Origin of the sequence: Chryseobacterium lathyri, from assembly GCF_030812195.1 — a bacterium.
GTDB classification, from domain to species: Bacteria; Bacteroidota; Bacteroidia; order Flavobacteriales; family Weeksellaceae; genus Chryseobacterium; species Chryseobacterium lathyri_A.
This window is the reverse complement of sequence record NZ_JAUSSF010000003.1, coordinates 432,392-454,115: the sequence shown is the minus strand read 5'-3', so window position 1 is coordinate 454,115 and position 21,724 is coordinate 432,392. Positions and strand designations below refer to the sequence as shown.

The 21,724-nt window shown below is 37.6% G+C and carries 20 protein-coding genes; 15 read left to right on the top strand and 5 right to left on the bottom strand.

Features of this window, described 5'->3' with window-relative positions; translation table 11 throughout:
* Positions 1 to 23: 23 nt before the first annotated feature.
* The 5 genes from J2T03_RS17245 to J2T03_RS17225 all read right to left on the bottom strand — a co-directional run bounded on the left by J2T03_RS17245 (position 24) and on the right by J2T03_RS17225 (position 5,619).
* Positions 24 to 1,592, bottom strand: a complete 1,569-nt coding sequence (locus J2T03_RS17245) for a hypothetical protein (protein ID WP_307220512.1) — start codon at positions 1,590 to 1,592, stop codon at positions 24 to 26.
* A 6-nt stretch (positions 1,593 to 1,598) separates the two neighbouring features.
* The gene (locus J2T03_RS17240) at positions 1,599 to 2,171 is read right to left on the bottom strand and encodes a hypothetical protein (protein ID WP_306843325.1); all 573 of its coding nucleotides are present in this window, start codon (positions 2,169 to 2,171) and stop codon (positions 1,599 to 1,601) included.
* 329 nt (positions 2,172 to 2,500) lie between these two features.
* Complete coding sequence (locus J2T03_RS17235; protein ID WP_262510864.1) at positions 2,501 to 4,168, bottom strand: ribonucleoside-diphosphate reductase subunit alpha; 1,668 nt, start codon at positions 4,166 to 4,168, stop codon at positions 2,501 to 2,503.
* 48 nt (positions 4,169 to 4,216) lie between these two features.
* A complete protein-coding gene (locus J2T03_RS17230) occupies positions 4,217 to 4,504 on the bottom strand; it encodes a hypothetical protein (RefSeq protein ID WP_307220510.1) in 288 nt (95 codons plus the stop codon).
* Positions 4,505 to 4,644: 140 nt separating this feature from the next.
* Positions 4,645 to 5,619, bottom strand: a complete 975-nt coding sequence (locus tag J2T03_RS17225) for a ribonucleotide-diphosphate reductase subunit beta (protein WP_306843329.1) — start codon at positions 5,617 to 5,619, stop codon at positions 4,645 to 4,647.
* A 425-nt stretch (positions 5,620 to 6,044) separates the two neighbouring features.
* Between J2T03_RS17225 and J2T03_RS17220 the strand changes: the two genes are divergently transcribed.
* From J2T03_RS17220 to J2T03_RS17150, 15 genes are all read left to right on the top strand, one after another.
* Positions 6,045 to 6,734: an ABC transporter ATP-binding protein gene (locus tag J2T03_RS17220; protein ID WP_034704703.1), complete on the top strand. Its 690-nt coding sequence runs from the start codon at positions 6,045 to 6,047 to the stop codon at positions 6,732 to 6,734.
* Between the two features lie 120 nt (positions 6,735 to 6,854).
* Positions 6,855 to 7,109 (top strand): four helix bundle protein, encoded by a 255-nt coding sequence (locus tag J2T03_RS17215; RefSeq protein WP_307220507.1) that lies wholly within the window; start codon positions 6,855 to 6,857, stop codon positions 7,107 to 7,109.
* A gap of 249 nt (positions 7,110 to 7,358) precedes the next feature.
* Positions 7,359 to 8,588, top strand: a complete 1,230-nt coding sequence (locus tag J2T03_RS17210) for an ABC transporter permease (protein ID WP_306843331.1) — start codon at positions 7,359 to 7,361, stop codon at positions 8,586 to 8,588.
* Between the two features lie 85 nt (positions 8,589 to 8,673).
* Positions 8,674 to 9,945, top strand: a complete 1,272-nt coding sequence (locus J2T03_RS17205) for an ABC transporter permease (protein WP_307220504.1) — start codon at positions 8,674 to 8,676, stop codon at positions 9,943 to 9,945.
* A 48-nt stretch (positions 9,946 to 9,993) separates the two neighbouring features.
* Positions 9,994 to 11,187, top strand: coding sequence for an efflux RND transporter periplasmic adaptor subunit (locus J2T03_RS17200; protein ID WP_306843334.1), 1,194 nt, complete (start codon positions 9,994 to 9,996; stop codon positions 11,185 to 11,187).
* 142 nt (positions 11,188 to 11,329) lie between these two features.
* Positions 11,330 to 12,853: a glycosyltransferase family 39 protein gene (locus tag J2T03_RS17195; RefSeq protein ID WP_307220501.1), complete on the top strand. Its 1,524-nt coding sequence runs from the start codon at positions 11,330 to 11,332 to the stop codon at positions 12,851 to 12,853.
* Positions 12,854 to 13,053: 200 nt separating this feature from the next.
* Positions 13,054 to 13,953, top strand: coding sequence for an NAD(P)/FAD-dependent oxidoreductase (locus J2T03_RS17190; protein WP_307220498.1), 900 nt, complete (start codon positions 13,054 to 13,056; stop codon positions 13,951 to 13,953).
* Between the two features lie 111 nt (positions 13,954 to 14,064).
* Entirely contained in the window at positions 14,065 to 14,391 is a 327-nt protein-coding gene (locus J2T03_RS17185; RefSeq protein WP_306843339.1) for an ArsR/SmtB family transcription factor, read from the top strand.
* A gap of 57 nt (positions 14,392 to 14,448) precedes the next feature.
* Entirely contained in the window at positions 14,449 to 14,922 is a 474-nt protein-coding gene (locus J2T03_RS17180; protein WP_307220496.1) for a DUF6428 family protein, read from the top strand.
* A gap of 23 nt (positions 14,923 to 14,945) precedes the next feature.
* A complete protein-coding gene (locus J2T03_RS17175) occupies positions 14,946 to 15,557 on the top strand; it encodes a protein-tyrosine-phosphatase (RefSeq protein ID WP_307220493.1) in 612 nt (203 codons plus the stop codon).
* Between the two features lie 2 nt (positions 15,558 to 15,559).
* Complete coding sequence (gene arsB, locus J2T03_RS17170) at positions 15,560 to 16,594, top strand: ACR3 family arsenite efflux transporter (RefSeq protein WP_307220488.1); 1,035 nt, start codon at positions 15,560 to 15,562, stop codon at positions 16,592 to 16,594.
* A 130-nt stretch (positions 16,595 to 16,724) separates the two neighbouring features.
* Positions 16,725 to 17,990, top strand: coding sequence for a serine hydroxymethyltransferase (glyA, locus tag J2T03_RS17165; protein ID WP_306843346.1), 1,266 nt, complete (start codon positions 16,725 to 16,727; stop codon positions 17,988 to 17,990).
* A gap of 60 nt (positions 17,991 to 18,050) precedes the next feature.
* On the top strand, positions 18,051 to 18,515 hold the full coding sequence (locus tag J2T03_RS17160; protein ID WP_307220485.1) for a regulatory protein RecX: 465 nt from the start codon (positions 18,051 to 18,053) through the stop codon (positions 18,513 to 18,515).
* A 44-nt stretch (positions 18,516 to 18,559) separates the two neighbouring features.
* A complete protein-coding gene (locus J2T03_RS17155) occupies positions 18,560 to 19,648 on the top strand; it encodes an aminotransferase class I/II-fold pyridoxal phosphate-dependent enzyme (RefSeq protein ID WP_307221119.1) in 1,089 nt (362 codons plus the stop codon).
* A gap of 113 nt (positions 19,649 to 19,761) precedes the next feature.
* Entirely contained in the window at positions 19,762 to 21,690 is a 1,929-nt protein-coding gene (locus tag J2T03_RS17150) for a polysaccharide biosynthesis protein (protein WP_307220483.1), read from the top strand.
* The last annotated feature ends 34 nt before the right edge of the window (positions 21,691 to 21,724 follow it).

Genomic DNA, 21,724 nt, shown 5'->3' with positions numbered 1-21,724 from the left:
TTTTATAATTGAATATTATTGTTTTATTTTACCCCCTGTGTTACCATTCTGTTCGAAATAACAGAATAGATACAGCCTGTGGTTTTTAAATTGACCGTGATGGTAGCTGGAGTAGACCGGTAAGCCGTATCGCCGTAAGGTTCAATGATTCTGCCGTTTGAATCTTTTACAGTTCTTCCTTTTACTGTATAAGTCATCGTTGCTGTTCCTGTAAATCCACTCGATGGATTGAAGGTGACAATGCCTGTAGACTGATTATAGGTCCATGTTCCTTGCGGAGTCACTTTTTTACGGTATAGCGTAAGATCCGTATCACTGCTTTTCGTAAAACTGAATGTAGAATAATCTATATTAGTACTGCTCGCTGTTGGTGGAGTAGTAATACTGATAGGGCCTTTGTAGGCTACATCATTAGTGAAGACTGGAATGTTAACTGGCTGTAGCTTACAAGTGGAAGTGACATCGTCTCTCGTGACAGCTGCATAAGGAAGGGTAAGTCTCACATTCCGGATAATATGCTGCTGAAAAGCTCCTCCTGTAGCTGCTGCAAAGCCTAGTTTCAAAACAGACGGAACGGTTGCATTCAGCGTTTGGGGTGTGGGAGCTCCTTCAACATCCGAAGTATTAAAATCAGTTGTTTGCGGATTTGCATTCTCAGTATAAGGTACTGAAGTTTTGTAATGATAATAATTGATCACATTCACAGGTGTTCCGTTTTGGGTAGTCTGGATATCCACTTTGATATCAAATCCGTCCGTTGTAGTTGGAGTTGTAAAATGCGGGATCAAATCAAGGTATACTTTCCTGAACTCTCCGGCGTTATTTCTGAGATCAAATAAAGAGGGAAGTGTATTGGAAGTTGTAAGATAGCTTCTGTCAGTTTGCAGGATTCTTCCTACCGCTCCTGAGTTGCTTAAGGTAGAACGGGTAACCAATACGGGATATCCGGTATATCCTAATCCTAAACCATTGGCATTGATGGCTGCTCCTCTGGCTCCTCTTAAAGTAACATGACTTGTTGCCTGGCTCCATGTTACCCCCGCAATACCATTTATTCTGGATTCCCCCTGGAAACGCTTCGATTTAAAGTTCCCGAACTCGTCCAGGGCAATACCCAGGTAAGCCCCGGATAAACCAGCTTTTCTTTGGCTTGCATAGGTATTTTGTGTTCTGTTATAGGAATATCCGATACCGGCACCAGGCGCTCCAATGGTAGGGCTTGTTACTGCCCCGTCATAAAGGAAAAAAGATAAACCGTCTCCATAGGCGCCTCCTAGAGGTGTCCCATTTTTCATGTCATATTCAAATTCAACATGAAGTCCGTTTACCGAAGTAAAAGTTCTTCCGTTGATAAACAATCCTCCAAACTGGCCAGAGCTTGCTGGAGTAAGCTGTACTCCTGTAGAAGTATGAGAGGCACTTCCCTGTATCGAAAGTTCTGATGCCGAAGAAGCATTCATTAGCGAACTTGAATAGGAATAGAACCCATAAATACTTGCTACCTCAGTACTGTCTGTCTGTGCATACACGAAGTTGGTAAGCAGGGTGAAAACAAGGCTCATCAAAGATAGCCCTTTAAAATTTTGCTTCATGGCTGCTTATTTTACAACAAATACGATGTTGATGAAAGATGCTGAAGTAGCATTTGATAAGACATCATAATTTAGTACGCCTGTGCTGCTGATGCTGTTTATTCTGAAAACAGAGGCATCATACCCCGTTACATAATAGTACAGATCTGTTGCATTTGGAAAAAACGGAATCGAAGCCGGTGCGGATGCACTTCTTGCATTCGTCGGTACATTCGAGAACTGGTTTTTATACAAAGTATACAGGTCTTTTGTTTGTCCTGCAGCAATAGTGGTAGTATCAAAAACTACGCTCGGCATGTAGAAGAATTTGGCTACATACGGAGAAAGGCACACCCAGTCCGGAAGGGCAGGAGTTCCTACGTTTTGGCTGATACATTTCTTGTTGACATCAAAAATAACTAACCCTGTGGCAGGACTAGTCACCGCTGCAATGTTGCTGATTCTTGGTAAAAGAACTCCTTTAGAAGTACTCGTAATGTCTAAAGTTGAGCTTGGATCAGGTGTTGAAGTGTTAATACCCACCTGAGCAGTAATGGTACAAAAAGCCATTACCAAAATTAAAGTAATAATCTTGTGCATTTCGAAATAATTTTTTTTGTGTTGTTTTTGTGTTGTGTACTATTAACAAATTTCTTGCCAATAATAAATAATTTAAAATTCTGTATTATAGAATTTTAACAAATGTATATAAAAATTACTAATAATAACTGCTAAAAATTTATACTGCAGATACTTGATTCACGTTTCTGGGAACAGTGAGTGAATATTTTCAGTATTAACGGAAGATTAAGCAGGAAATTAAATTTTTTAATTTAAATGTTAAGATGTGTTAAAATTTAATTATAAATAAAAAGCACACTTTTTAGAGTGTGCTTTGATATTATATAAATGTTATTATTAAGATATTATTATGCTTCGCAAGCAGAACAGGTCACAAAATTGACCATCATTTCCTTAGAAACAGAAGAACTTCTTTGATAGTAAAGAGTTTTTACCCCTTTCTTCCATGCCTCAATATAAAGGTAATTAACATCTTTTACAGGCATTGTAGATGGAATCTGTAAGTTCAGGGATTGGGCCTGGTCAATATATTGCTGTCTTTGAGCAGCCTGAGAGATGATTTCCATTGGAGAAATCTCTTTGAATGTTTTGAATACTGCTTTCTCTTCATCAGTCAGCTCTTTCAGGTGCTGTACAGAACCGTGGTTCAGCATAATGGTTCTCCAGGTTTCTTCGTTATCAAGACCTTTTTCTTCCAATAATTTTGCTAAATATTTGTTCTTACGCATAAAGTTTCCTTTGGCAAGACCTGCTTTATAATAGTTGGAAGCAAACGGCTCAATTCCGGGAGAAGTCTGTCCTAAGATCGCAGAACTTGAAGTGGTAGGAGCAATAGCCATTGTGGTAGTATTTCTCAATCCGTACCCTTTTAACAGTTCCGGCTCGCCGTAGATATTGGCTAATTCTCTTGAAGCAGTTTCCGCCTGTTCTTTGATATGTTTGAAAGCCCTTGCGTTGAACTGAGTTGCCTCAAAACTTTCAAACGGGATCATGTTTTTCTGTAAATAAGAATGGTATCCTAAAACCCCTAATCCAAGAGCTCTGTGACGCATTGCGAAGTTTCTTGCTCCCTGCAGGTAGTAGTTTCCTTCAGTTTTTTCGATAAATTCAGTTAAAACAGCATCCAGGAAATAGACAGCCAGTTTTACGGCATCAGTATCTTTCCACTCATCATACAATTCCAGGTTCATGGAAGATAAACAGCAGATGAAAGATTCTTCTCTGGTAGAAGGAAGCATGATCTCAGAGCAAAGATTACTTGCATTGACAGGCATTCCCAGATCCTTATAAACCTGAGGCTTGTTTCTGTTAACATTATCAGTAAAGAATATATATGGAAGACCTTTCTGCTGGCGGCTTTCAAGAACTCTTGCCCAGATTTTACGTTTATCCATATCCCCATCAATCATATCCTGCATCCAGTAATCAGGAACACAGATCCCTGTAAACAGGTTCTGGATCGGGCTACCGATATCTTTGATTGATAAGAATTCTTCAATATCACCATGGTCAATATCCAGATAAGCGGCAAAAGCACCTCTTCTTACGCCTCCCTGAGAAACCACATCCATTGCAGTATCGAATAACTTCATGAACGAAACCGCCCCTGAAGATTTTCCGTTATCCGTCACTGCCGTACCTCTGTTTCTAAGTTCTCCGAAATACCCTGAAGTTCCCCCTCCGATTTTCGTCTGCATGATCACTTCACCCATTTTGTGGGTAATTCCTTCGATGCTGTCCGGAATGTGAACGTTGAAACAAGAAATAGGAAGACCTCTCTGTGTTCCCATATTCGCCCAAACGGGAGATGAGAAGCTGATCCATCCTTTGGTGATCATTTCTTTGAAAGCAGGCTGTAGTTCCGGCTTGTATAATTTTTTTGCAGCTGCAGTCGTAATTCTGTCGATGGCTCCGTCCACAGTTTCTCCTTTTAACAGATATCCTCTGTTCAGCATCTGCTCAGACTCTTCATTGAGCCACCATATATTTGAATTTTGTTCTTCCATAGATGTTATATTTTCGAATTCCGGAACAGTGTTTATGCTCCGGAATTTTGTTGCTTTTTATATTGATTGTAATATGTCCACTTTGTGCGTACCGTTCAGTCCGCTTTCATCTCTTAATCTTTGAAATTTCTTAAAAGAAGGGGTATTCAAAACCTCATGCTGAACTTCTTCATTGATGTAGTTTGAATAATGTAAAAAGGTAACCCCGTCTTCTTTTACATACACCTTATACTCAAATGTTTCCTGATCCAGATTTTTAAAATCATCAAGAAATGTTTGAATACGGGTTTTGTTCTCTGAAACGTATTCAGGATTTACGGTGTAGGTTACGATTACATTGATCATTTTTTGTGCTTTGAATTATTTTGTCATTCCGGGAAATGAAGAAATTTTATTTGAATAAAATGCTTCGATAGACTCAATATGATATTGCTGATACTATCTGCTTTGACGCTCGCTTCGCTCGCGCTACATTTATTCACTTATTAAAACAAATCGTTCGCCGTAATACTCTTATCGTGTTTCGTGTAATCTACCGGTCTTTTGGCAAAGAAATCATCCATAGAATTCGCGAAAACTTCTTCTTCAAACCACTTCATTGGACGGTATTGTTCAGGAGAAACGTTGTAACGGGTTTCCATGTCGATTTTCTTTAAGCTGTCGTCTACACGGTATTTCATGAAATTCAGAAGATCTTCTTTTGAGAAAACGCTTAATTCTCCCAGTTCAAAGATCCAGTCCAGGATCTCACTTTCCAGCTCAATGGACTGATCTACCAAGGTATAAATGTCCTCGATATCTGAATCTGTTAACAGATCAGGCTGTTCTTCACGGATCTTGTTGATCAGGTAGATTCCTGCGTTGGCGTGAATCTGCTCGTCAACAGATGTCCATGCGATGATATTGGAAACATTCTTCATATATCCCTTGAATCTTGTGAAAGAAAGGATGATCGCAAATTGTGAGAATAGCGATACGTTTTCGATCAGGATACTGAATAATAAAAGAGAAGATACATATTCTTTCGGTGTTGTAGAATTGGCGTGTTTCAGAACATTGGACAGGAAGTCAATTCTTTTTTTCACGGCAGGAATTTCTATAACATTCGAAAATTCTTCGTTATATCCCAATACCTCTACCAATCGGGAATAGGCTTCAGAATGACGGAATTCGCATTCTGCAAAAGTAGCTCCAAGTCCGTTGAATTCAGGTTTTGGCAAGTGATTGTATAGGTTTCCCCAGAATGTCTTTACAGACACCTCGATCTGTGCAATGGCTAAAAGTGCATTTTTCACAGCATGTTTTTCGTGCGGCTCTAACTGCGAATGAAAATCCTGAACATCTGCAGTAAAATCCACTTCCGAATGCACCCAGAACGATTTGTTGATCGCCTCTACAAACTGAAGAACCTCAGGGTATTCAAATGGCTTGTAACTTACTCTTTTATCGAAAATTCCCATATTAAAATAGCTTTAAAATTAAATAATCTGCATCACTGTGGATAACGCTGAAGTAATGCTTAACTTCTTGTATGTTTGGTATTTACATGAGAAACATATTCACATTCATAAGTGTCGGTTTCTTGTAAAGAACTAATGACAAAGTTCGAAAAAAAGAACTGATTTTGAAAGGGGTAAATACTAATTGGCTGAGTTTTAACTGTAAAAGTTTTCCACATTTACATGAAACCAGCACGGATAATGGCTTAGAAGGGGTTATTGATAAAAAATAAATGAAAAATTAAAGTTACAGTTAAACACTTTTTTGTAATGTACTGTAAATAAAGGATTAATAAGTTAAACAATAAAATATTCGAATAAATTATTGTTCTTGTAACAAATTGAAAATATCATCTACTTATTGGGTATAAAACAAGCATCACTTAATGTTAGTAATTCAGGATTTACATAAATCATACGATACGGGGAAAAGCAAGCTGCACGTTCTTAAGGGGATTAATCTTAATATTTCCGAAGGAGAGTTTGTTTCTATTATGGGAAGTTCCGGTTCCGGGAAATCTACGCTTCTTAATATCATCGGTATTCTGGATGAAAAAGATTCAGGAACTTATGAGCTGGATAATGTTCCGATTGAGCATCTGTCTGAAGTAAAAGCTGCAGAGTACAGAAGCAAATTTCTGGGCTTTATTTTTCAGTCTTTTAACCTGATCAGCTATAAAACAGCTTTGGAAAATGTAGCGCTTCCTTTATACTATCAGAATGTTCCGAGAAAAGAACGTAACCAGAAAGCACTGGAATATCTGGAAAAAGTGGGTCTTGCACAATGGGCCGGCCACCTTCCCAATGAGCTTTCGGGAGGGCAGAAACAGAGGGTAGCCATTGCACGGGCGTTGATCACAGATCCTAAAGTGGTTCTGGCCGATGAGCCAACCGGAGCACTGGATTCAAAAACGACCCATGATATTATGAAACTCCTTCAGGATATCAATAATGAAGGCAGAACTATTATCGTTGTCACCCACGAACCCGACGTGGCGGCACAGACCAAAAGAAATGTAATACTGAAAGACGGCATCATAGAAAGTGATGAGTTTATTAAGCAGATTGTTTTGTAGGTGATGGTAGATGGTGAATGGTGAATTTTGCTTCGCAAGTGAATTGTGAATGTTGAAAAATCAATTTTAATTAGAAATTAAGTTATACAAACACACCAATACAAATGAAAAAAAATAATCATGTTTTTAAATCTGAACCACTATAAACTTGATGTTTATCAATCGGCCAGACAGTTAAGAATTGAATGTTATAAAATTTTATCTGTGATTCCGGATAGTGAAAGATTTAATCTGACAGATCAGATACGGAGAGCTTCAACTTCGGTAGTTTTAAATATAACGGAAGGATGTTCCAGAAGATCGGAAATTGAAAGGAAAAGATATTTTGAAATAGCCAGAGGCTCGGTTATAGAATTAGATTCATGTTTGATATAGTTATAGACTGTAATTATATCAAAAAAGAAGAATTAGTAAAAATTGAAAATTTAATAAAAACAACATTTATTTTATTAAGCGGAATGTTGAAAAAAGGATAAAAAATTAGTTGTGAATTGTCAATAGTGAATTAAAATTTGTAAAGAATCTACTTTAAGAACAACTTTACCATTGACAACAGGGTTAATTGACTTCGGAGAAAATTTACAACGCAGTTAATTGACTTTTACAAAGTAAAAAATAAAAACTATGTTTGACCTAGATCGTTGGCAGGAAATATTCAGTTCTATTCGCAGTAACGTATTGCGGACGGTGCTTTCGGGGTTTACAGTGGCTTTGGGGCTTTTTATTTTTGTTGTTCTTTTCGGAATAGGGAAAGGGCTTCAGAATGCCTTTACCGAAGGTTTTGCAAGAGATGCACAGAATCTTATCACGATCTATACAGGCAAAACCACGCTGGCCTATAAAGGACTTCAGTCTGACAGAACGGTCACGATGGATAATGAAGATTATGATTTCCTGATTAATACAGATAAAGAAAAAGTAGGTGATGCCAGCCCAAGATATACCACAAGTTTAATGGTAAAATACGGGAAGGAAAGCGGTACTTACCAGATCAACGGAGCGGAACCGGGAGAAAAGACGATTGAGAACAGGAAGATGCTGGATGGGCGCTATCTTTCGCCTATGGACCTTACAAGAAAGCAGAATGTAGCGGTGATCGGAAGAATGGTTCAGCGTGACTTGATCAAAAACGGAAGCCCGGTTGGAAAAGACCTAAATATCAACGGAACCATGTTCAAAGTAGTGGGCGTATTTTCCGATGACGGCGGAGACTGGGACGAAAGACATATTACCGTTCCAATTACGACCCTTCAGCAGATGAAAAAAGGTTCCGATACAGTATCTACAGCATATATCGCCTATAATGAGAAATTAACCCCACAGGAAGCCATAAAGTATGGTGATGAGCTTAAAGACCGGTTAAAAGCCAGGAAGAATGTTGCTCCCGATGATGAAAATGGAGTCCGTGTCTGGAATAATGCCCAGAATATGAACGAGACCTTCCAGTTTATGGCAGTGCTTACCCTGATTGTAGGTTTTATCGGACTGGGAACATTGCTGGCAGGAATTATCGGGATCAGTAATATCATGGTGTATATCGTAAAGGAAAGAACCAAGGAAATCGGTGTACGTAAAGCTATTGGAGCCAAACCGAGAAGTATTGTAGCGCTTATTGTACAGGAAAGTGTTGTGATCACGGTAGTTTCAGGAATTGTTGGAGTTGCAGTGGGAGTATTGGCGCTTAGCTTAATAGGAGACAGTCTTGAAGAATATTTCATCAAAAGCCCGAGCGTAGGATGGGGAACCATTTTCATGGCATTTATAGCTTTGGTGTGTTCAGGGCTTATTGCAGGATTCGTTCCGGCATACAGAGCTTCCAGGATCAAACCGATAGAAGCTCTCAGAACTGAATAGTGATAAGATAATCAGATGATTCTTACGACAGTATCAATTATCAATCATCACTCATAGTATTATTATAAACTTATAACTCAAAGAAGTGAACATTTTATTTAAAAAAGATACTTGGCAGGAAATTTATTATTCACTGAGGAATAATAAGCTCCGAACATTCCTTACCATGATTGGTGTAGGCTGGGGAATGTTTTTGTATGTGAGTCTTCTTGGAGCAGCAAAAGGAATGGAAAATGGTTTCGATAAGCTATTCTCCGGATTTGCGACCAACTCTATTTTTCTTTGGGCTCAGAAAACTTCTATTCCATTTGATGGATTTCCGAAAGGAAGGGAAGTTCACCTCCAGTTATCAGATATGGAAATGCTGAAAAGAAAAGTGACTGCAATAGATTATATCTCTCCACAGAATGCCAGAGGAAGCTTTACCGGAACGCCCGGCGAGTCCATGTCCAGAAACGGTAAAAGCAGCACTTATTCTCTTACAGGAGACTATGCGGTAGGAAATAAAATTTCTGAGAAAAAACTTATTTTCGGACGCTATCTCAACGATGCTGATGTTATGGGAAATAAGAATGTAGTGGTAATTGGAGAAGAAATCTACAAGAACTTCTTTGATGCCAAGAAAAAAGAAAATCCCATTGGAAAACAGGTGAATATAAAAGGGATATTCTTTAACGTGATCGGTGTTTTCAGAGTTAAAAAAGGAGGTGGTTTTGAAAATGACAGAACTGCTTTTATCCCTCTTTCAACCTATACAAAAATGTATAATGCAGGAGAACAGATTGACATGTTTGCCATTGTAAGCAAGCCCAATGCCAACGTTAACGGAGTAGAAGAAAATGTAAAACAAGTACTGAAGACTAAAAATAAAGTATCTCCCGAAGATACCAATGCCTTCGGAAGCTTCAACTTAGGAAAAGAATTTAAAAAACTGACAGGTTTCCTTACAGGAATGCAGCTTTTAACGATCATCGTAGGAACACTGACTATTCTTGCGGGAGTTATTGCCATTTCGAATATCCTTCTGATCACGGTAAAAGAAAGGACAAAAGAAATAGGAATACGACGAGCTTTAGGAGCAAAACCGGCTGAAGTAAGAAACCAGATTCTTCTGGAAAGTGTTGTCATTACCCTTTCTTCAGGAATTCTCGGATTCATGTGTGGGATCTTTGTTCTGATTATTTTAAATATGGTGACCCAGAACCAGGACGAGTTTCCATTCTATAACCCGACCGTAAATTATGGAAATGTATTTGGAGCTATGGCCGTAATGGTGGTTCTCGGCCTGATTATCGGGATGATCCCCGCACAGCGTGCAGTAAAGATCCGGCCGATTGAAGCCTTGAGATCAGAATAATGTTTTTAAATCTTTAACCTTTTTAATCGTAAAAAATAAACTAGATATATGAAAAAGAAATTCACTTGGAAAAAAGCCATTTATATTGTACTGGGGCTTTTATTTGCAGTGGCATTGTTCTCCGGGATCGGGTATCTCGTGAAATCCAATTCTAAAGAAAGTGAAGCTTTCCTGACCAGAAAACCAAAGTACCAGGATATGGAAGACAAGGTAATGGCAACAGGGAAGATCATCCCAAAAGAAGAGATCGAGATCAAACCGAATATTGCAGGAATCATTGATAAAATTCTGGTAGATGAAGGAGATAAAGTAACGGCAGGACAGCTGATTGCTACTGTGAGAATCATCCCTAATATTGCTGATGTAAATAATGCACAGCAGGAAGTAGTGAATTCCCAACTGCAGATCAGTAATGCTAAAATGAACGTAGATAATATGCAGAAGCAATATTCCATGCAGGAAAAGCTGTACAAGCAGGGCGTTATTTCCAAGCAGGAGTACTTAAACTCGCAGCAGCAATTGTTTTCACAGCAGCAGGCCCTTAGAAATGCCAACCAGCAGCTGGCTACAGCTCAAAAAAGATTACAGATCGTAAAAACGGGAGCTACTCCGGAACTTCAGGGCCTGGCAACTACGCAGATCCGTTCCAAAGCAGCAGGTACCGTGCTTGAAGTTCCTGTAAAAGTAGGAAGCCAGGTAATCGAGGCCAACTCATTCAACGCAGGTACAACCATCTGTTCCATTGCAGATCTTAATTCTTTGATCTTCCAGGGAGAGATAGATGAAGCTCAGGCAGGGAAACTGAAGCAGGGAATGGATATGAAGATCGTGATCGGTGCCCTTCAGAACAAAACGTTTCCAGGAAAACTGACCATGATCGCTCCTAAAGGAAAAGATAATTTGGGAACCATAAAATTCCCGGTAGAAGGGGATGTAAACAACCCTAACAACGAATATATCAGAGCAGGATTTTCTGCTAACGGTGAAATTGTCCTGAAATCTGAGAAAAATGCATTGCTATTGGATGAATCACTTATCCAGTACGAAAAGAAGAACGGAAAAGACACTCCTTTTGTAGAAGTAAAACAGCCGGATGGAAAGTTCAAAAAAGTATATGTGAAATTAGGAGCCAGCGACGGGATCAATGTACAGATTCTTTCAGGCCTTACCAAAGATTCTGAGGTGAAAGTATGGAACCCTTCCGATAAGGATAAAGAAGAGCTTAAAGAAAAGAAAAAATAGTAAACAATCACTATATATTTAAACTGTAAGATCCTGGGGAACTATTTCTCAGGATTTTTTATTTTAATTGTTTACATTGATGTAACGGATACTTTTAATAAATTGTCTTAAAAGAAACAATAGCCATATTATCCCATACGCCATGAAGAAAAGCTACCTTATTCTCTTTTTCTTTATAACTGCAAAATTTATCCTGCAGTATTCCCTGATCAGCCCTGAGTATGAGCTACACAGAGATGAGTATTTGCATTTGGATCAGGGTAATCATCTGGCTTGGGGCTATCTTTCCGTTCCCCCAGTGAATTCATGGCTGGCCTGGCTCGTTAAAACACTCGGAGGATCCGTATTTTGGGTGAAATTTTTTCCGGCATTCTTCGGAGCAATGACCATTGTTGTTGTATGGAAAATTATAGAACAGCTTCAGGGCAGTTTATATGCCAAAATTCTCGCTTCAACAGGTCTTTTACTTTCGGTGCTTCTCCGTATCAATATGCTTTTTCAGCCCACTTCCCTGGAGATATTACTATGGACACTTATTTATTATGTCCTGATCCTGTATTTTAATTCCGAAAAAGTAAAATGGCTCTACCTTGCTGCCGTGATCTTTGCACTAGGCGTTTTGAATAAATATAATATTGTTTTTTCCGTATTGGGAATTATTCCCGCCATTCTGCTCACCAGACAAAGGAAGGTCTTTGTCCAGCCTCATCTTTACGGGGCAGGACTGCTAGTTTTACTGATAGTGCTTCCTAATCTGTGGTGGCAATACCATCATGATTTTCCTGTGGTTCATCACATGAAAGAGCTTACTGAAAGACAGTTGGTTCATGTTGACAGGTTTGATTTCTTTAAATCTCAGATCGTTTTCTTTATCGGTTCACTATTAGTGATCCTTGCGGGATTTTATGCCCTGCTTTTTTATAAACCGTTTGAAAAGTTCAGATCCTTCTTTTGGATGTATGTAATCACGATTGCCTTATTTTTGTTTTTCAGGGCCAAAGATTATTATGCTGTCGGGCTTTATCCCGTTTTTATAGCATTCGGTTCCGTTTTTCTGGCCCACACTTTTGAAAAAGGCTGGAAGAAGTTTCTAAGGCCTGTTTTTATCCTGATTCCTGTACTGCTGTTTCTACCCTTATATAATGTAGCTTTTCCCAATAAAAGTCCGGAATATATCATCAGCCATCCTGAAAAATATAAAAAAATGGGACTGCTTCGTTGGGAAGACGGTAAAGATCATGCACTGCCCCAGGATTTTGCAGATATGCAGGGATGGAAAGAGCTTGCTCAAAAAGTTGATAAGGAATATTCCCAGCTTTCAGGAAGCGGCAGAACTTTGGTTCTTTGCGATAATTACGGGCAGGCAGGGGCTATTAATTATTATTCCAGGAAAGGGATTGAGGCAGTTTCCTTCAACGCAGATTATATTAACTGGTTCGATCTCAGTAAAAAATATGATAATCTGATCCGGGTAAAAGAATTTTCCAAAGAAGATGATGAATTAAAAGAAACAGGTCCTTACTTCGAAAGCTCCAAAGCCGCAGATTCCATTGTTAATAAATTTGCCCGTGAAAAAGGAACCACGATCTTTAGTTTTAAAGGAGCAAAAATTGATATCCGCACAAAAATCAGGGATGAAATTAATGAAGTGAAGCACAGAGATTAATACTCAATTCAGTATGATCTAATACCTGAGCGTGAAACATATTTTAATTTATTGATTCGCAGATCGGTTGAAAATAAGTATACAGTCTGGTAGAATATTAACGCAACAATATTGCATTAGTGAAATTTTATTTTAACTTTGTAATGAAAAGCGAACAGCTAAAATCAAAAACAGAATAACAGCTCATATTATCTAGTAAAATGAAAAATTTCGATGTCATTATCATAGGAGGAAGTTATGCAGGGCTATCTGCAGGAATGTCTTTGGGAAGATCATTAAGAAATATCCTGATCATTGACAACGGCAAGCCATGCAACAGGCAAACTCCGCATTCACATAACTTTATTACACACGACGGAAAAGCACCAAAAGAAATTTCTGATCTTGCCAGGCAACAGGTCGAAGCATATGATACGGTAATATTTCATGAAGGTTCTGTCATAAAATTGAGAAGAAAAGATCAAGGATTTGAAACGGAAACCTCTGCCGGCGAAAAATTCTACACCAAAAAGCTGATCCTGGCATCAGGAGTGAAAGATATTATGCCGGATATTCCCGGATTTGCAGAATGTTGGGGAATTTCAGTGCTGCATTGCCCATACTGCCATGGGTATGAAGTGAAAAATGAAGTGACTGGAATTCTTTCAGATGGTGATATGGGCTATGAATTTTCAAAACTGGTCTATAACCTGACGAAAGATCTTTTCCTATTCAGCAATGGTAAGTCGGTTCTTTCCAAAGATCAGAAAAACAAACTGGCTCAGAATAATATCAGTCTGGTTGAAGATGAAATTGAAAAAATAGAACACGAAAACGGAAGCATCCGGAAAATCATTTTTAAAAGCGGAAAAGAAATCTCTCTGAAAGCACTGTACGCTAAAATACCTTTTCTTCAAAATATCAATGCTTCCGGAGACCTAGGCTGTGAATTGACAGAACACGGATTTATCAAAGTTGATTCTATGCATAAAACCAATATTCCCGGTGTTTTTGCTTGCGGCGATAATGTCACCATGATGAGGTCTGTGGCTAATGTTGTTGCCCAGGGAAATTTTACAGGGGCTGTTGTTAATAAAGAGCTTGCAGAAGAAAGTTTTTAATCATATATTATAAATTGGTGTGGTCCCTGCAGAAAATTTCTGCGGGGATTTTTACTTAAAAATTTTGTGGCTAAAATATATTATCGTAATATTGCGATATAAATAAATATCATGGGCGCTACAAAAACAGATTTCTTTACGGATGAGCAGAATAAGATCGCAGTCATTGCAAAAGCTTTGGGACATCCGGCAAGAATTGCCATCATTGAGTATCTTCTGAAAGTCAATGAATGCATCTGTGGGGATATCGTTAATGAGCTTCCCCTTGCACAGCCTACCGTCTCACAACACCTGAAAGAATTAAAGAATGCAGGTCTGATCAAAGGGAATATTGAAGGCAATTCTGTATGTTACTGTATTGATGAAAAAGCTTTTGAAATTTTAAATGTTTTCTTTTCAAATGTTATTTTCACTGTTAAAAAACAAAACTGCTGTTAAAATTTTTTTGAATTTAATCATCGTAATATTGCATTATAACAATTAAAATATTAAATTATGAAACTATCAGACATTAAAAACATTTTACCCGGATTGGAAAATGTAGAATTCCAGCTGGAAGACGGAAGATTTGTGCCGGAACACTTCCATGTCACAGAAATAGGAATGGTTACCAAAAACTTCATCGACTGTGGAGGAACCATCAGAAAAGAAGAACGTGTGAATTTCCAGCTATGGAATGCTGAAGATTATGAACACCGTCTTAAACCTGGAAAATTGCTGCATATCATCAACCTGTCAGAAGAGAAGCTGGGAATTGGAGATTTTGAAATTGAAGTAGAATATCAGGATCAGACCATCGGAAAATATGACCTGGAATTTACCGGTAAAAATTTTGTCTTAAGAAATAAACTGACGGCCTGCTTAGCGGCAGATGCCTGTGGAATCCCTCTGGAAAAGCAAAAGATAAGCTTAAGTGGGCTGAAGGCTACTCAGGATTCTGGCTGTACACCAGGTTCGGGCTGTTGCTAATATTAACCTTTATAATGATTGGAATGTATCCTAAATTGACAAAACATATAGAAGAAATTCTTTCTCTAGAGATCAGCGAAGAGAGAAAAGCTGTGCTGCAGCCGTTAATAGATTTTATACAGCAGAAAAAAAGAGATCAAGAATCAATATCTGTTAATTTCATCTGTACCCATAATTCCAGGAGAAGCCATCTTGCACAAATCTGGGCACAAACTGCATCCGCCTATTTTAAAATCTCTAATGTGAATTGTTATTCCGGAGGCACAGAAACAACAGCTTTATTTCCTAAAGTTGTCGAAACATTAACAGAAGCTGGTTTTCATATTTGGAAATTAAGTGACGGCGAAAACCCTGTATACGCTGTTAAGTATTCTGAAAATGCTTTACCTCTTATTGGATTTTCTAAAAAGCATGATACTATTTTTAATCCAAGTACAGGTTTTGCTGCGGTTATGACCTGCTCACAGGCAGATAAAGGATGTCCCTTCATTTCAGGGGCCGAAAAACGTATTCCAGTTATGTTTGAAGACCCGAAAATTTCAGATGGCACACCTGAACAAACCAGAATATACAAAGAAAGGAGCCTGCAAATTGGTGCTGAAATGTTTTATGTTTTTTCCAAAATAAATCATTAAAAATGAAGACCAAATTGAAATTTCTTGATAGGTATTTAACACTTTGGATTTTTCTTGCCATGATCATCGGAGTTGGTTTAGGATACTTTTTTCCTGATATCCCTGTAATCACAAATTCATTTTCTTCAGGGACAACCAATATCCCTTTAGCTGTCGGATTAATCCTGATGATGTATCCACCTCTGGCGAAAGTAGATTACAGCCTATTACCACAAGTGTTCCGGGATAAAAAAGTAATATCTGTTTCGTTATTGTTAAACTGGGTCGTAGGTCCTGTTTTAATGTTTGTTTTAGCTGTTATTTTTCTTAAAAATGAACCGGATTTTATGATCGGTCTGATCCTTATAGGCCTGGCAAGATGCATTGCTATGGTTATTGTCTGGAATGACCTGGCAAAAGGAAACCGGGAATATGCAGCTCTGCTGATTGCTTTAAATAGTATTTTCCAAATTATATCCTACAGTTTTCTTGTTTGGCTGTTTATTAATATCCTTCCTCAAAAATTGGGATTGGGTAATTTTAATGTTTCTGTACCCATCAGCGATGTGACGGAAAGCGTCTTAATTTATCTGGGCATCCCTTTTTTAGCAGGTTTTCTAAGCCGTTATTTTCTCACGAAATTCAAAGGAAAAGAATGGTACACCCAAAAATTCATTCCTGTCATTTCACCTCTCACTTTATATGCTTTACTATTTACGATTGTCTTAATGTTTAGCCTAAAAGGGGATAAAATATTGGAACTGCCTATGGATGTTGTAAAAATTGCAATTCCACTGATCATTTATTTTGTATTGATGTTTTTTATTAGTTTTTCAATAAACAAATGGCTTCAAGTTCCTTATGACAAAAATGTCTCCATTGCTTTTACGGCGACAGGAAATAATTTTGAATTGGCTATCGCAGTGAGTATTGCCGTTTTTGGGATTCATTCATCACAAGCTTTTGTAGGAGTTATCGGCCCTTTGGTAGAGGTTCCTGTATTGATCTTATTGGTGAAAGCAAGTTTATATTTAAAAAGAAGCTATAAAATGGGGTAAAAAGTCACAAATGATGGTAAATTGATGCATAATATCTGAAATTTTATTCCCAAATCAGACTTTGGGATAAAGAAATCTTACAGGAAATTCCGTACATTTGGGGTGAAAAATTTCAAAAACTAAAAGTAAAATGGACATTATTTTCGACCTGATTGAAAAAGAGAGACAAAGACAATCCCATGGATTAGAGCTTATTGCATCAGAAAACTTTGTTTCTGAGAACGTGATGAAAGCAATGGGAAGTGTACTGACCAACAAATATGCTGAAGGATATCCCGGAAAAAGATATTACGGAGGCTGTGAAGTAGTAGATGAGGTTGAAACATTAGCCATCAACAGAGCAAAAGAACTTTTCGGTGTTGACTATGTTAATGTACAGCCGCATTCAGGGTCTCAGGCTAATGCCGCCGTTTATCTTGCAGTTTTGAAAGCAGGAGACAAAATCATGGGAATGGATCTTTCAATGGGAGGACACCTTACTCATGGTTCAGGAGTTAATTTCTCAGGAATTCAATATCAGGTGGTTTCTTATGGTGTTCAGAAAGAAACAGGACTTATCGATTATGATCAGATGAGAGAAGTTGCTTTAAGAGAAAGACCGAAAATGCTTATTGCAGGTTTCTCAGCCTATTCAAGAGATCTTGATTATGCTAAATTCAGAGAGGTTGCAGATGAGATCGGAGCTACACTTTGGGCTGATATTGCCCACCCGGCCGGGCTAGTAGCAAAAGGACTGTTGAATTCTCCATTCGAGCACTGTCATGTAGTGACCACTACCACTCATAAAACTTTAAGAGGTCCAAGAGGAGGAATGATCATGATGGGTAAAGATTTCGAAAATACATATGGCCACAAAACCCCGAAAGGAGAAACAAAAATGATGAGCCAGGTATTGGACGGAGCCGTTTTTCCTGGAATTCAGGGCGGGCCGCTGGAGCATGTTATTGCTGGTAAAGCAGTTGCTTTCGGTGAGGCATTGGACGGCCAGTTCGAGACTTATGCCAAACAGGTTAAAGCCAATGCACAGGCACTTTCAAAAGCAATGACCGACAGAGGCTTCGATATTGTAAGCGGTGGTACGGATAACCATTTAATGTTGGTAGACCTTAGAAATAAGAATGTAAACGGAAAAGAAACAGAAAAAGCATTAGTGCTTGCAGATATTACATGTAACAAAAACATGGTTCCTTTTGATGACAAATCGCCGTTCACGACTTCCGGTATCAGGTTAGGAACTGCAGCGATTACGACAAGAGGTCTTAAAGAAAATGATATGGATACCATTGCAGGACTAATCTCTGAGGTAGTTGACAATATCAAAAATGAAGAAGTTATCACTTCAGTAAGAAAGAAAGTAAATGAGCTGATGGAAGGTAAAGCCCTGTTCAACTATTAATTTGATTTTAAAAACATTATAATAAAGAATGGGCACCTGTCCATTCTTTTTCATATCTATATGGAGAAGAAATCTTTCACCTTTGATGAAATAAAACTGAAACTGGTAAATTATTGTGTTTATCAGGACCGTTGCCATGCAGAAGTTGAGCAAAAAATGAGAGAGTTTCTGTTAATTGACGAAGCAAAAGATGAAATTATCCTATACCTTCTGAAAGAGAATTATCTCAACGAAGAAAGATTTACACGCAGCTATATCAGAGGAAAGTTTTATATCAAACACTGGGGCAGGAATAAGATCAGAATGCATCTTAAACAGAAACAGGTTCCAGAAAAGCTTATCAACAGCTGTTTTGATGAAATAAATGAGGATGATTATGAAAAAATGATCAGGAAAATCTTCGAAGATTATTATTCCAGGCAAAAAGGAATGCAGGAATATCAAAAAAAATCTAAAACGATAAAATATTTAATGAGCAGAGGCTTTGAATATGAAAAAATAAATGATACTTTTGACGAAACATAAATAGATAATTGAAAAAAGAAAAAATTTGGCTTTCACCTCCTCATATGGGAGGAAATGAGCTTAAATATATACATAACGCATTTGATACCAACTGGATTTCCCAATATGGCTCCAATATAGATGAATTTGAAAAGAACCTGGAAAATTATTTAGGCAATAACTCGCATGTTACAGCTTTATCTTCCGGTACTGCAGCTATCCATCTGGCATTGAGGTTATTGAATATAGAAGAAGGGGATTTTGTGATCTGCCAATCTTTTACATTTGTCGCTTCCGCCAACCCCATTCTTTATCTCAAAGCTGTTCCTGTATTCGTAGATAGCGAAAGCCAAACCTGGAATATGTGTCCAAATGCTCTGGAAGATGCCGTGAAACATTGCATGCAGCAGGGAAAAAAGCCCAAAGCTATTATTGCAGTATCCTTATACGGAATGCCCTTTATGGCAGAAGAAATACTCCAGATCTCAAAGAAATATGAAATTCCTATTGTTGAAGATAGCGCAGAAGCACTGGGCAGTAAATATAAAGGGCAGCCCTGCGGAACTTTTGGTGACCTTTCTATTATAAGCTTTAATGGAAATAAAATTATTACAACTGGCGGTGGGGGAATTTTGATCTCAAGAAATGAACATTTCAAAAGCAGAGCGCTTATCCTTGCAACACAAGCTAAAGACAATGCAGAATTTTACAGCCATTCCGAATTAGGATATAATTACAGGATGGATAATATTGCAGCAGGGATGGGAAGAGGGCAGATGGAAATACTGGACGAAAAAGTGAAACAAAAGAGAAAAAATCATGATTTTTATCAAGAGCTGGTGAAGAATAATGAAAATATTGAGTTGTTTTCCGCACCGAATAGCGATTTTTTTTCTAATTATTGGCTTAATACCGTTATTTTAAAAAATAAACTTTCGAAGGAAAAGCTTAGAGAAATATTTTCGCAGAATGATATAGAAACCAGATATCTATGGAAACCCATGCATCTTCAACCTCTATATGAAAAGTGTAAGTTTTTTGGAAATAATTTATCTGGTACACTTTTTGACACAGGACTTTGCTTGCCGTCAGGGACCAATTTAACGGACGACTGCAGATCCAGGATTTCTGAAGTAATACAAAATAAAATTTAATAAATTTATTTTTATTTAAGTATAGATAGGATTTTATTTTAATTTTGTATCACCAAGAAACGAATATTAATAAAGTAGGTTTACCCTTTTAAATATGAACATAAATACAGGCAATGTACAGCTCTCTTAGAAAAAAAATATTTGGAGGTGATAATGTTGTCAATCTCTCAGACGTAAGATATCTTCCCAGATGGATAATACTTGTAATAGATATTATTATTCTGGTAATGTCTTTATTTCTCTCTACTTATACTATTGAAAAGATTACCCAAAAAGAGTTTATTTATCACGAAGATAAAAGCATTGTTTTTGCTTTTATTATTTTGATAAATACAATTTTTATGTATTTTTTCAAAACCTATGCAGGAATTATAAGGCACTCTACGTTTATTGACCTTTTCAAATTGCTGATTTCCTGCTTCTGCACTATGACTGTAGTAGGGCTGGTCAATCTTATCTATTTCTGGTCTACAGGCGGAAAATTTATACTTACACCATTCTTGATCTTGTATTTTATCATTTCTTTTATGGGGCTGTTCCTTTTCAGACTGTATGTGAAAGAATTTTTCCATATTGTAAGAGAATATAGAAGAAGCACTCTTAAGAAAAGAATTCTGGTACTTGGTATTGATGAGCAGTCTATCGCTATAGCACGTGCTATTTTGGATAACCCAAGTTTGCCTTATCAGGTGGTAGGCTTTCTTACCCAAAGAACAGATTCCAAAAGAGCTTCTTTATTAGGAAAACCTATCTATGAAAAAAGCAAAATTGAAGAATCTACAAAAGAGGATCTTATTATTGACGGAGTCATTATTGTAAAAGAAATGATGTCTAAAGATGAGATGAATTCATGGGTTAATTTATTTTTAGAGAAAGACTTAAATATATTCAAAGCTCCATCTGTACAAAAATTAAGAGACAGTGATCTGGGAGGAGCAATCAGGAATCTTCAGATCGAAGATCTGCTTAACAGGAAACCAATAAAAATAGAAAGCGAAGAAGTCAGAAGCAGACACTTTAATAAAAATATATTGGTAACAGGTGGTGCAGGGTCTATCGGAAGCGAAATCGTAAGACAGGTAGCACAGTTCAACCCTTCATTGATTGTTGTTCTGGATCAGGCTGAAACACCACTGTATGATATTGAGCTCGAAATGAAGGAGAAATTTCCTCATATCAGATTTAAATTTGTTTTGGCCGATGTTTCCAATATACATAGAGTTGAACCTGTATTTCAGACCTATAACTTTTCGATGGTGTACCATGCGGCTGCTTATAAGCATGTTCCGCTGGTCGAGGAAAATCCTAATGAGGCTATACGCGTCAATGTTTTAGGGTCAAAAAATATTGCTGTTTTATCAAGCCGTTATAAAGTCAACAGGTTTGTAATGATTTCTACAGATAAAGCTGTAAATCCTACCAATGTAATGGGGGCTTCTAAAAGAGCTGCCGAATTATTTGTTCAGTCTTTACAGCATGTTGAAGGAAATACTACAAAATTTATTACTACCCGATTTGGAAACGTGTTAGGTTCAAACGGTTCCGTTATTCCACATTTTAAAAGACAGATTGAAGCTGGAGGTCCGGTAACGATTACACATCCGGATATTGTAAGGTATTTTATGACCATTCCGGAAGCCTGTGAGCTGGTTCTTCATGCAGGAACAATGGGACAGGGAGGCGAAATTTTTGTCTTTGATATGGGAGAACCGGTAAAGATTCTAGACTTGGCGAGAAGAATGATTAAGTTATCCGGTTTTGAACCAAATATTGATATAAAAATAATATATACAGGTCTCAGACCGGGTGAAAAGCTATATGAAGAGCTGTTAAGTGACAATGCAAAAACACTTCCTACTCATAATGAAAAGATCATGATTTCTAAAGACCCGACTATGGAATTTCTGGAAATAGAAAATCTTATCAACTTGATTACAGATGCTTCCGTTGTAAAGGATAAAGTAGAGGTAGTCAAGATTTTAAAGTCAATTGTTCCGGAGTTTAAGAGTAATAATTCGGTCTATGAACTGTTAGATAAATAGAAAAATATAAATGTATATTTGTACAATTTTAAGA

Coding starts and splice junctions, on each gene's coding strand:
- J2T03_RS17240 (WP_306843325.1), bottom strand. CDS start 2,171: ATGCACAAGATTATTACTTTAATTTTGGTAATGGCTTTTTGTACCATT.
- J2T03_RS17200 (WP_306843334.1), top strand. CDS start 9,994: ATGAAAAAGAAATTCACTTGGAAAAAAGCCATTTATATTGTACTGGGG.
- arsB (WP_307220488.1), top strand. CDS start 15,560: ATGAAGACCAAATTGAAATTTCTTGATAGGTATTTAACACTTTGGATT.
- J2T03_RS17195 (WP_307220501.1), top strand. CDS start 11,330: ATGAAGAAAAGCTACCTTATTCTCTTTTTCTTTATAACTGCAAAATTT.
- J2T03_RS17190 (WP_307220498.1), top strand. CDS start 13,054: ATGAAAAATTTCGATGTCATTATCATAGGAGGAAGTTATGCAGGGCTA.
- glyA (WP_306843346.1), top strand. CDS start 16,725: ATGGACATTATTTTCGACCTGATTGAAAAAGAGAGACAAAGACAATCC.
- J2T03_RS17225 (WP_306843329.1), bottom strand. CDS start 5,619: ATGGGAATTTTCGATAAAAGAGTAAGTTACAAGCCATTTGAATACCCT.
- J2T03_RS17230 (WP_307220510.1), bottom strand. CDS start 4,504: ATGATCAATGTAATCGTAACCTACACCGTAAATCCTGAATACGTTTCA.
- J2T03_RS17210 (WP_306843331.1), top strand. CDS start 7,359: ATGTTTGACCTAGATCGTTGGCAGGAAATATTCAGTTCTATTCGCAGT.
- J2T03_RS17220 (WP_034704703.1), top strand. CDS start 6,045: ATGTTAGTAATTCAGGATTTACATAAATCATACGATACGGGGAAAAGC.
- J2T03_RS17175 (WP_307220493.1), top strand. CDS start 14,946: ATGTATCCTAAATTGACAAAACATATAGAAGAAATTCTTTCTCTAGAG.
- J2T03_RS17155 (WP_307221119.1), top strand. CDS start 18,560: ATGGGAGGAAATGAGCTTAAATATATACATAACGCATTTGATACCAAC.
- J2T03_RS17215 (WP_307220507.1), top strand. CDS start 6,855: ATGTTTTTAAATCTGAACCACTATAAACTTGATGTTTATCAATCGGCC.
- J2T03_RS17160 (WP_307220485.1), top strand. CDS start 18,051: ATGGAGAAGAAATCTTTCACCTTTGATGAAATAAAACTGAAACTGGTA.
- J2T03_RS17150 (WP_307220483.1), top strand. CDS start 19,762: ATGTACAGCTCTCTTAGAAAAAAAATATTTGGAGGTGATAATGTTGTC.
- J2T03_RS17245 (WP_307220512.1), bottom strand. CDS start 1,592: ATGAAGCAAAATTTTAAAGGGCTATCTTTGATGAGCCTTGTTTTCACC.
- J2T03_RS17180 (WP_307220496.1), top strand. CDS start 14,449: ATGAAACTATCAGACATTAAAAACATTTTACCCGGATTGGAAAATGTA.
- J2T03_RS17185 (WP_306843339.1), top strand. CDS start 14,065: ATGGGCGCTACAAAAACAGATTTCTTTACGGATGAGCAGAATAAGATC.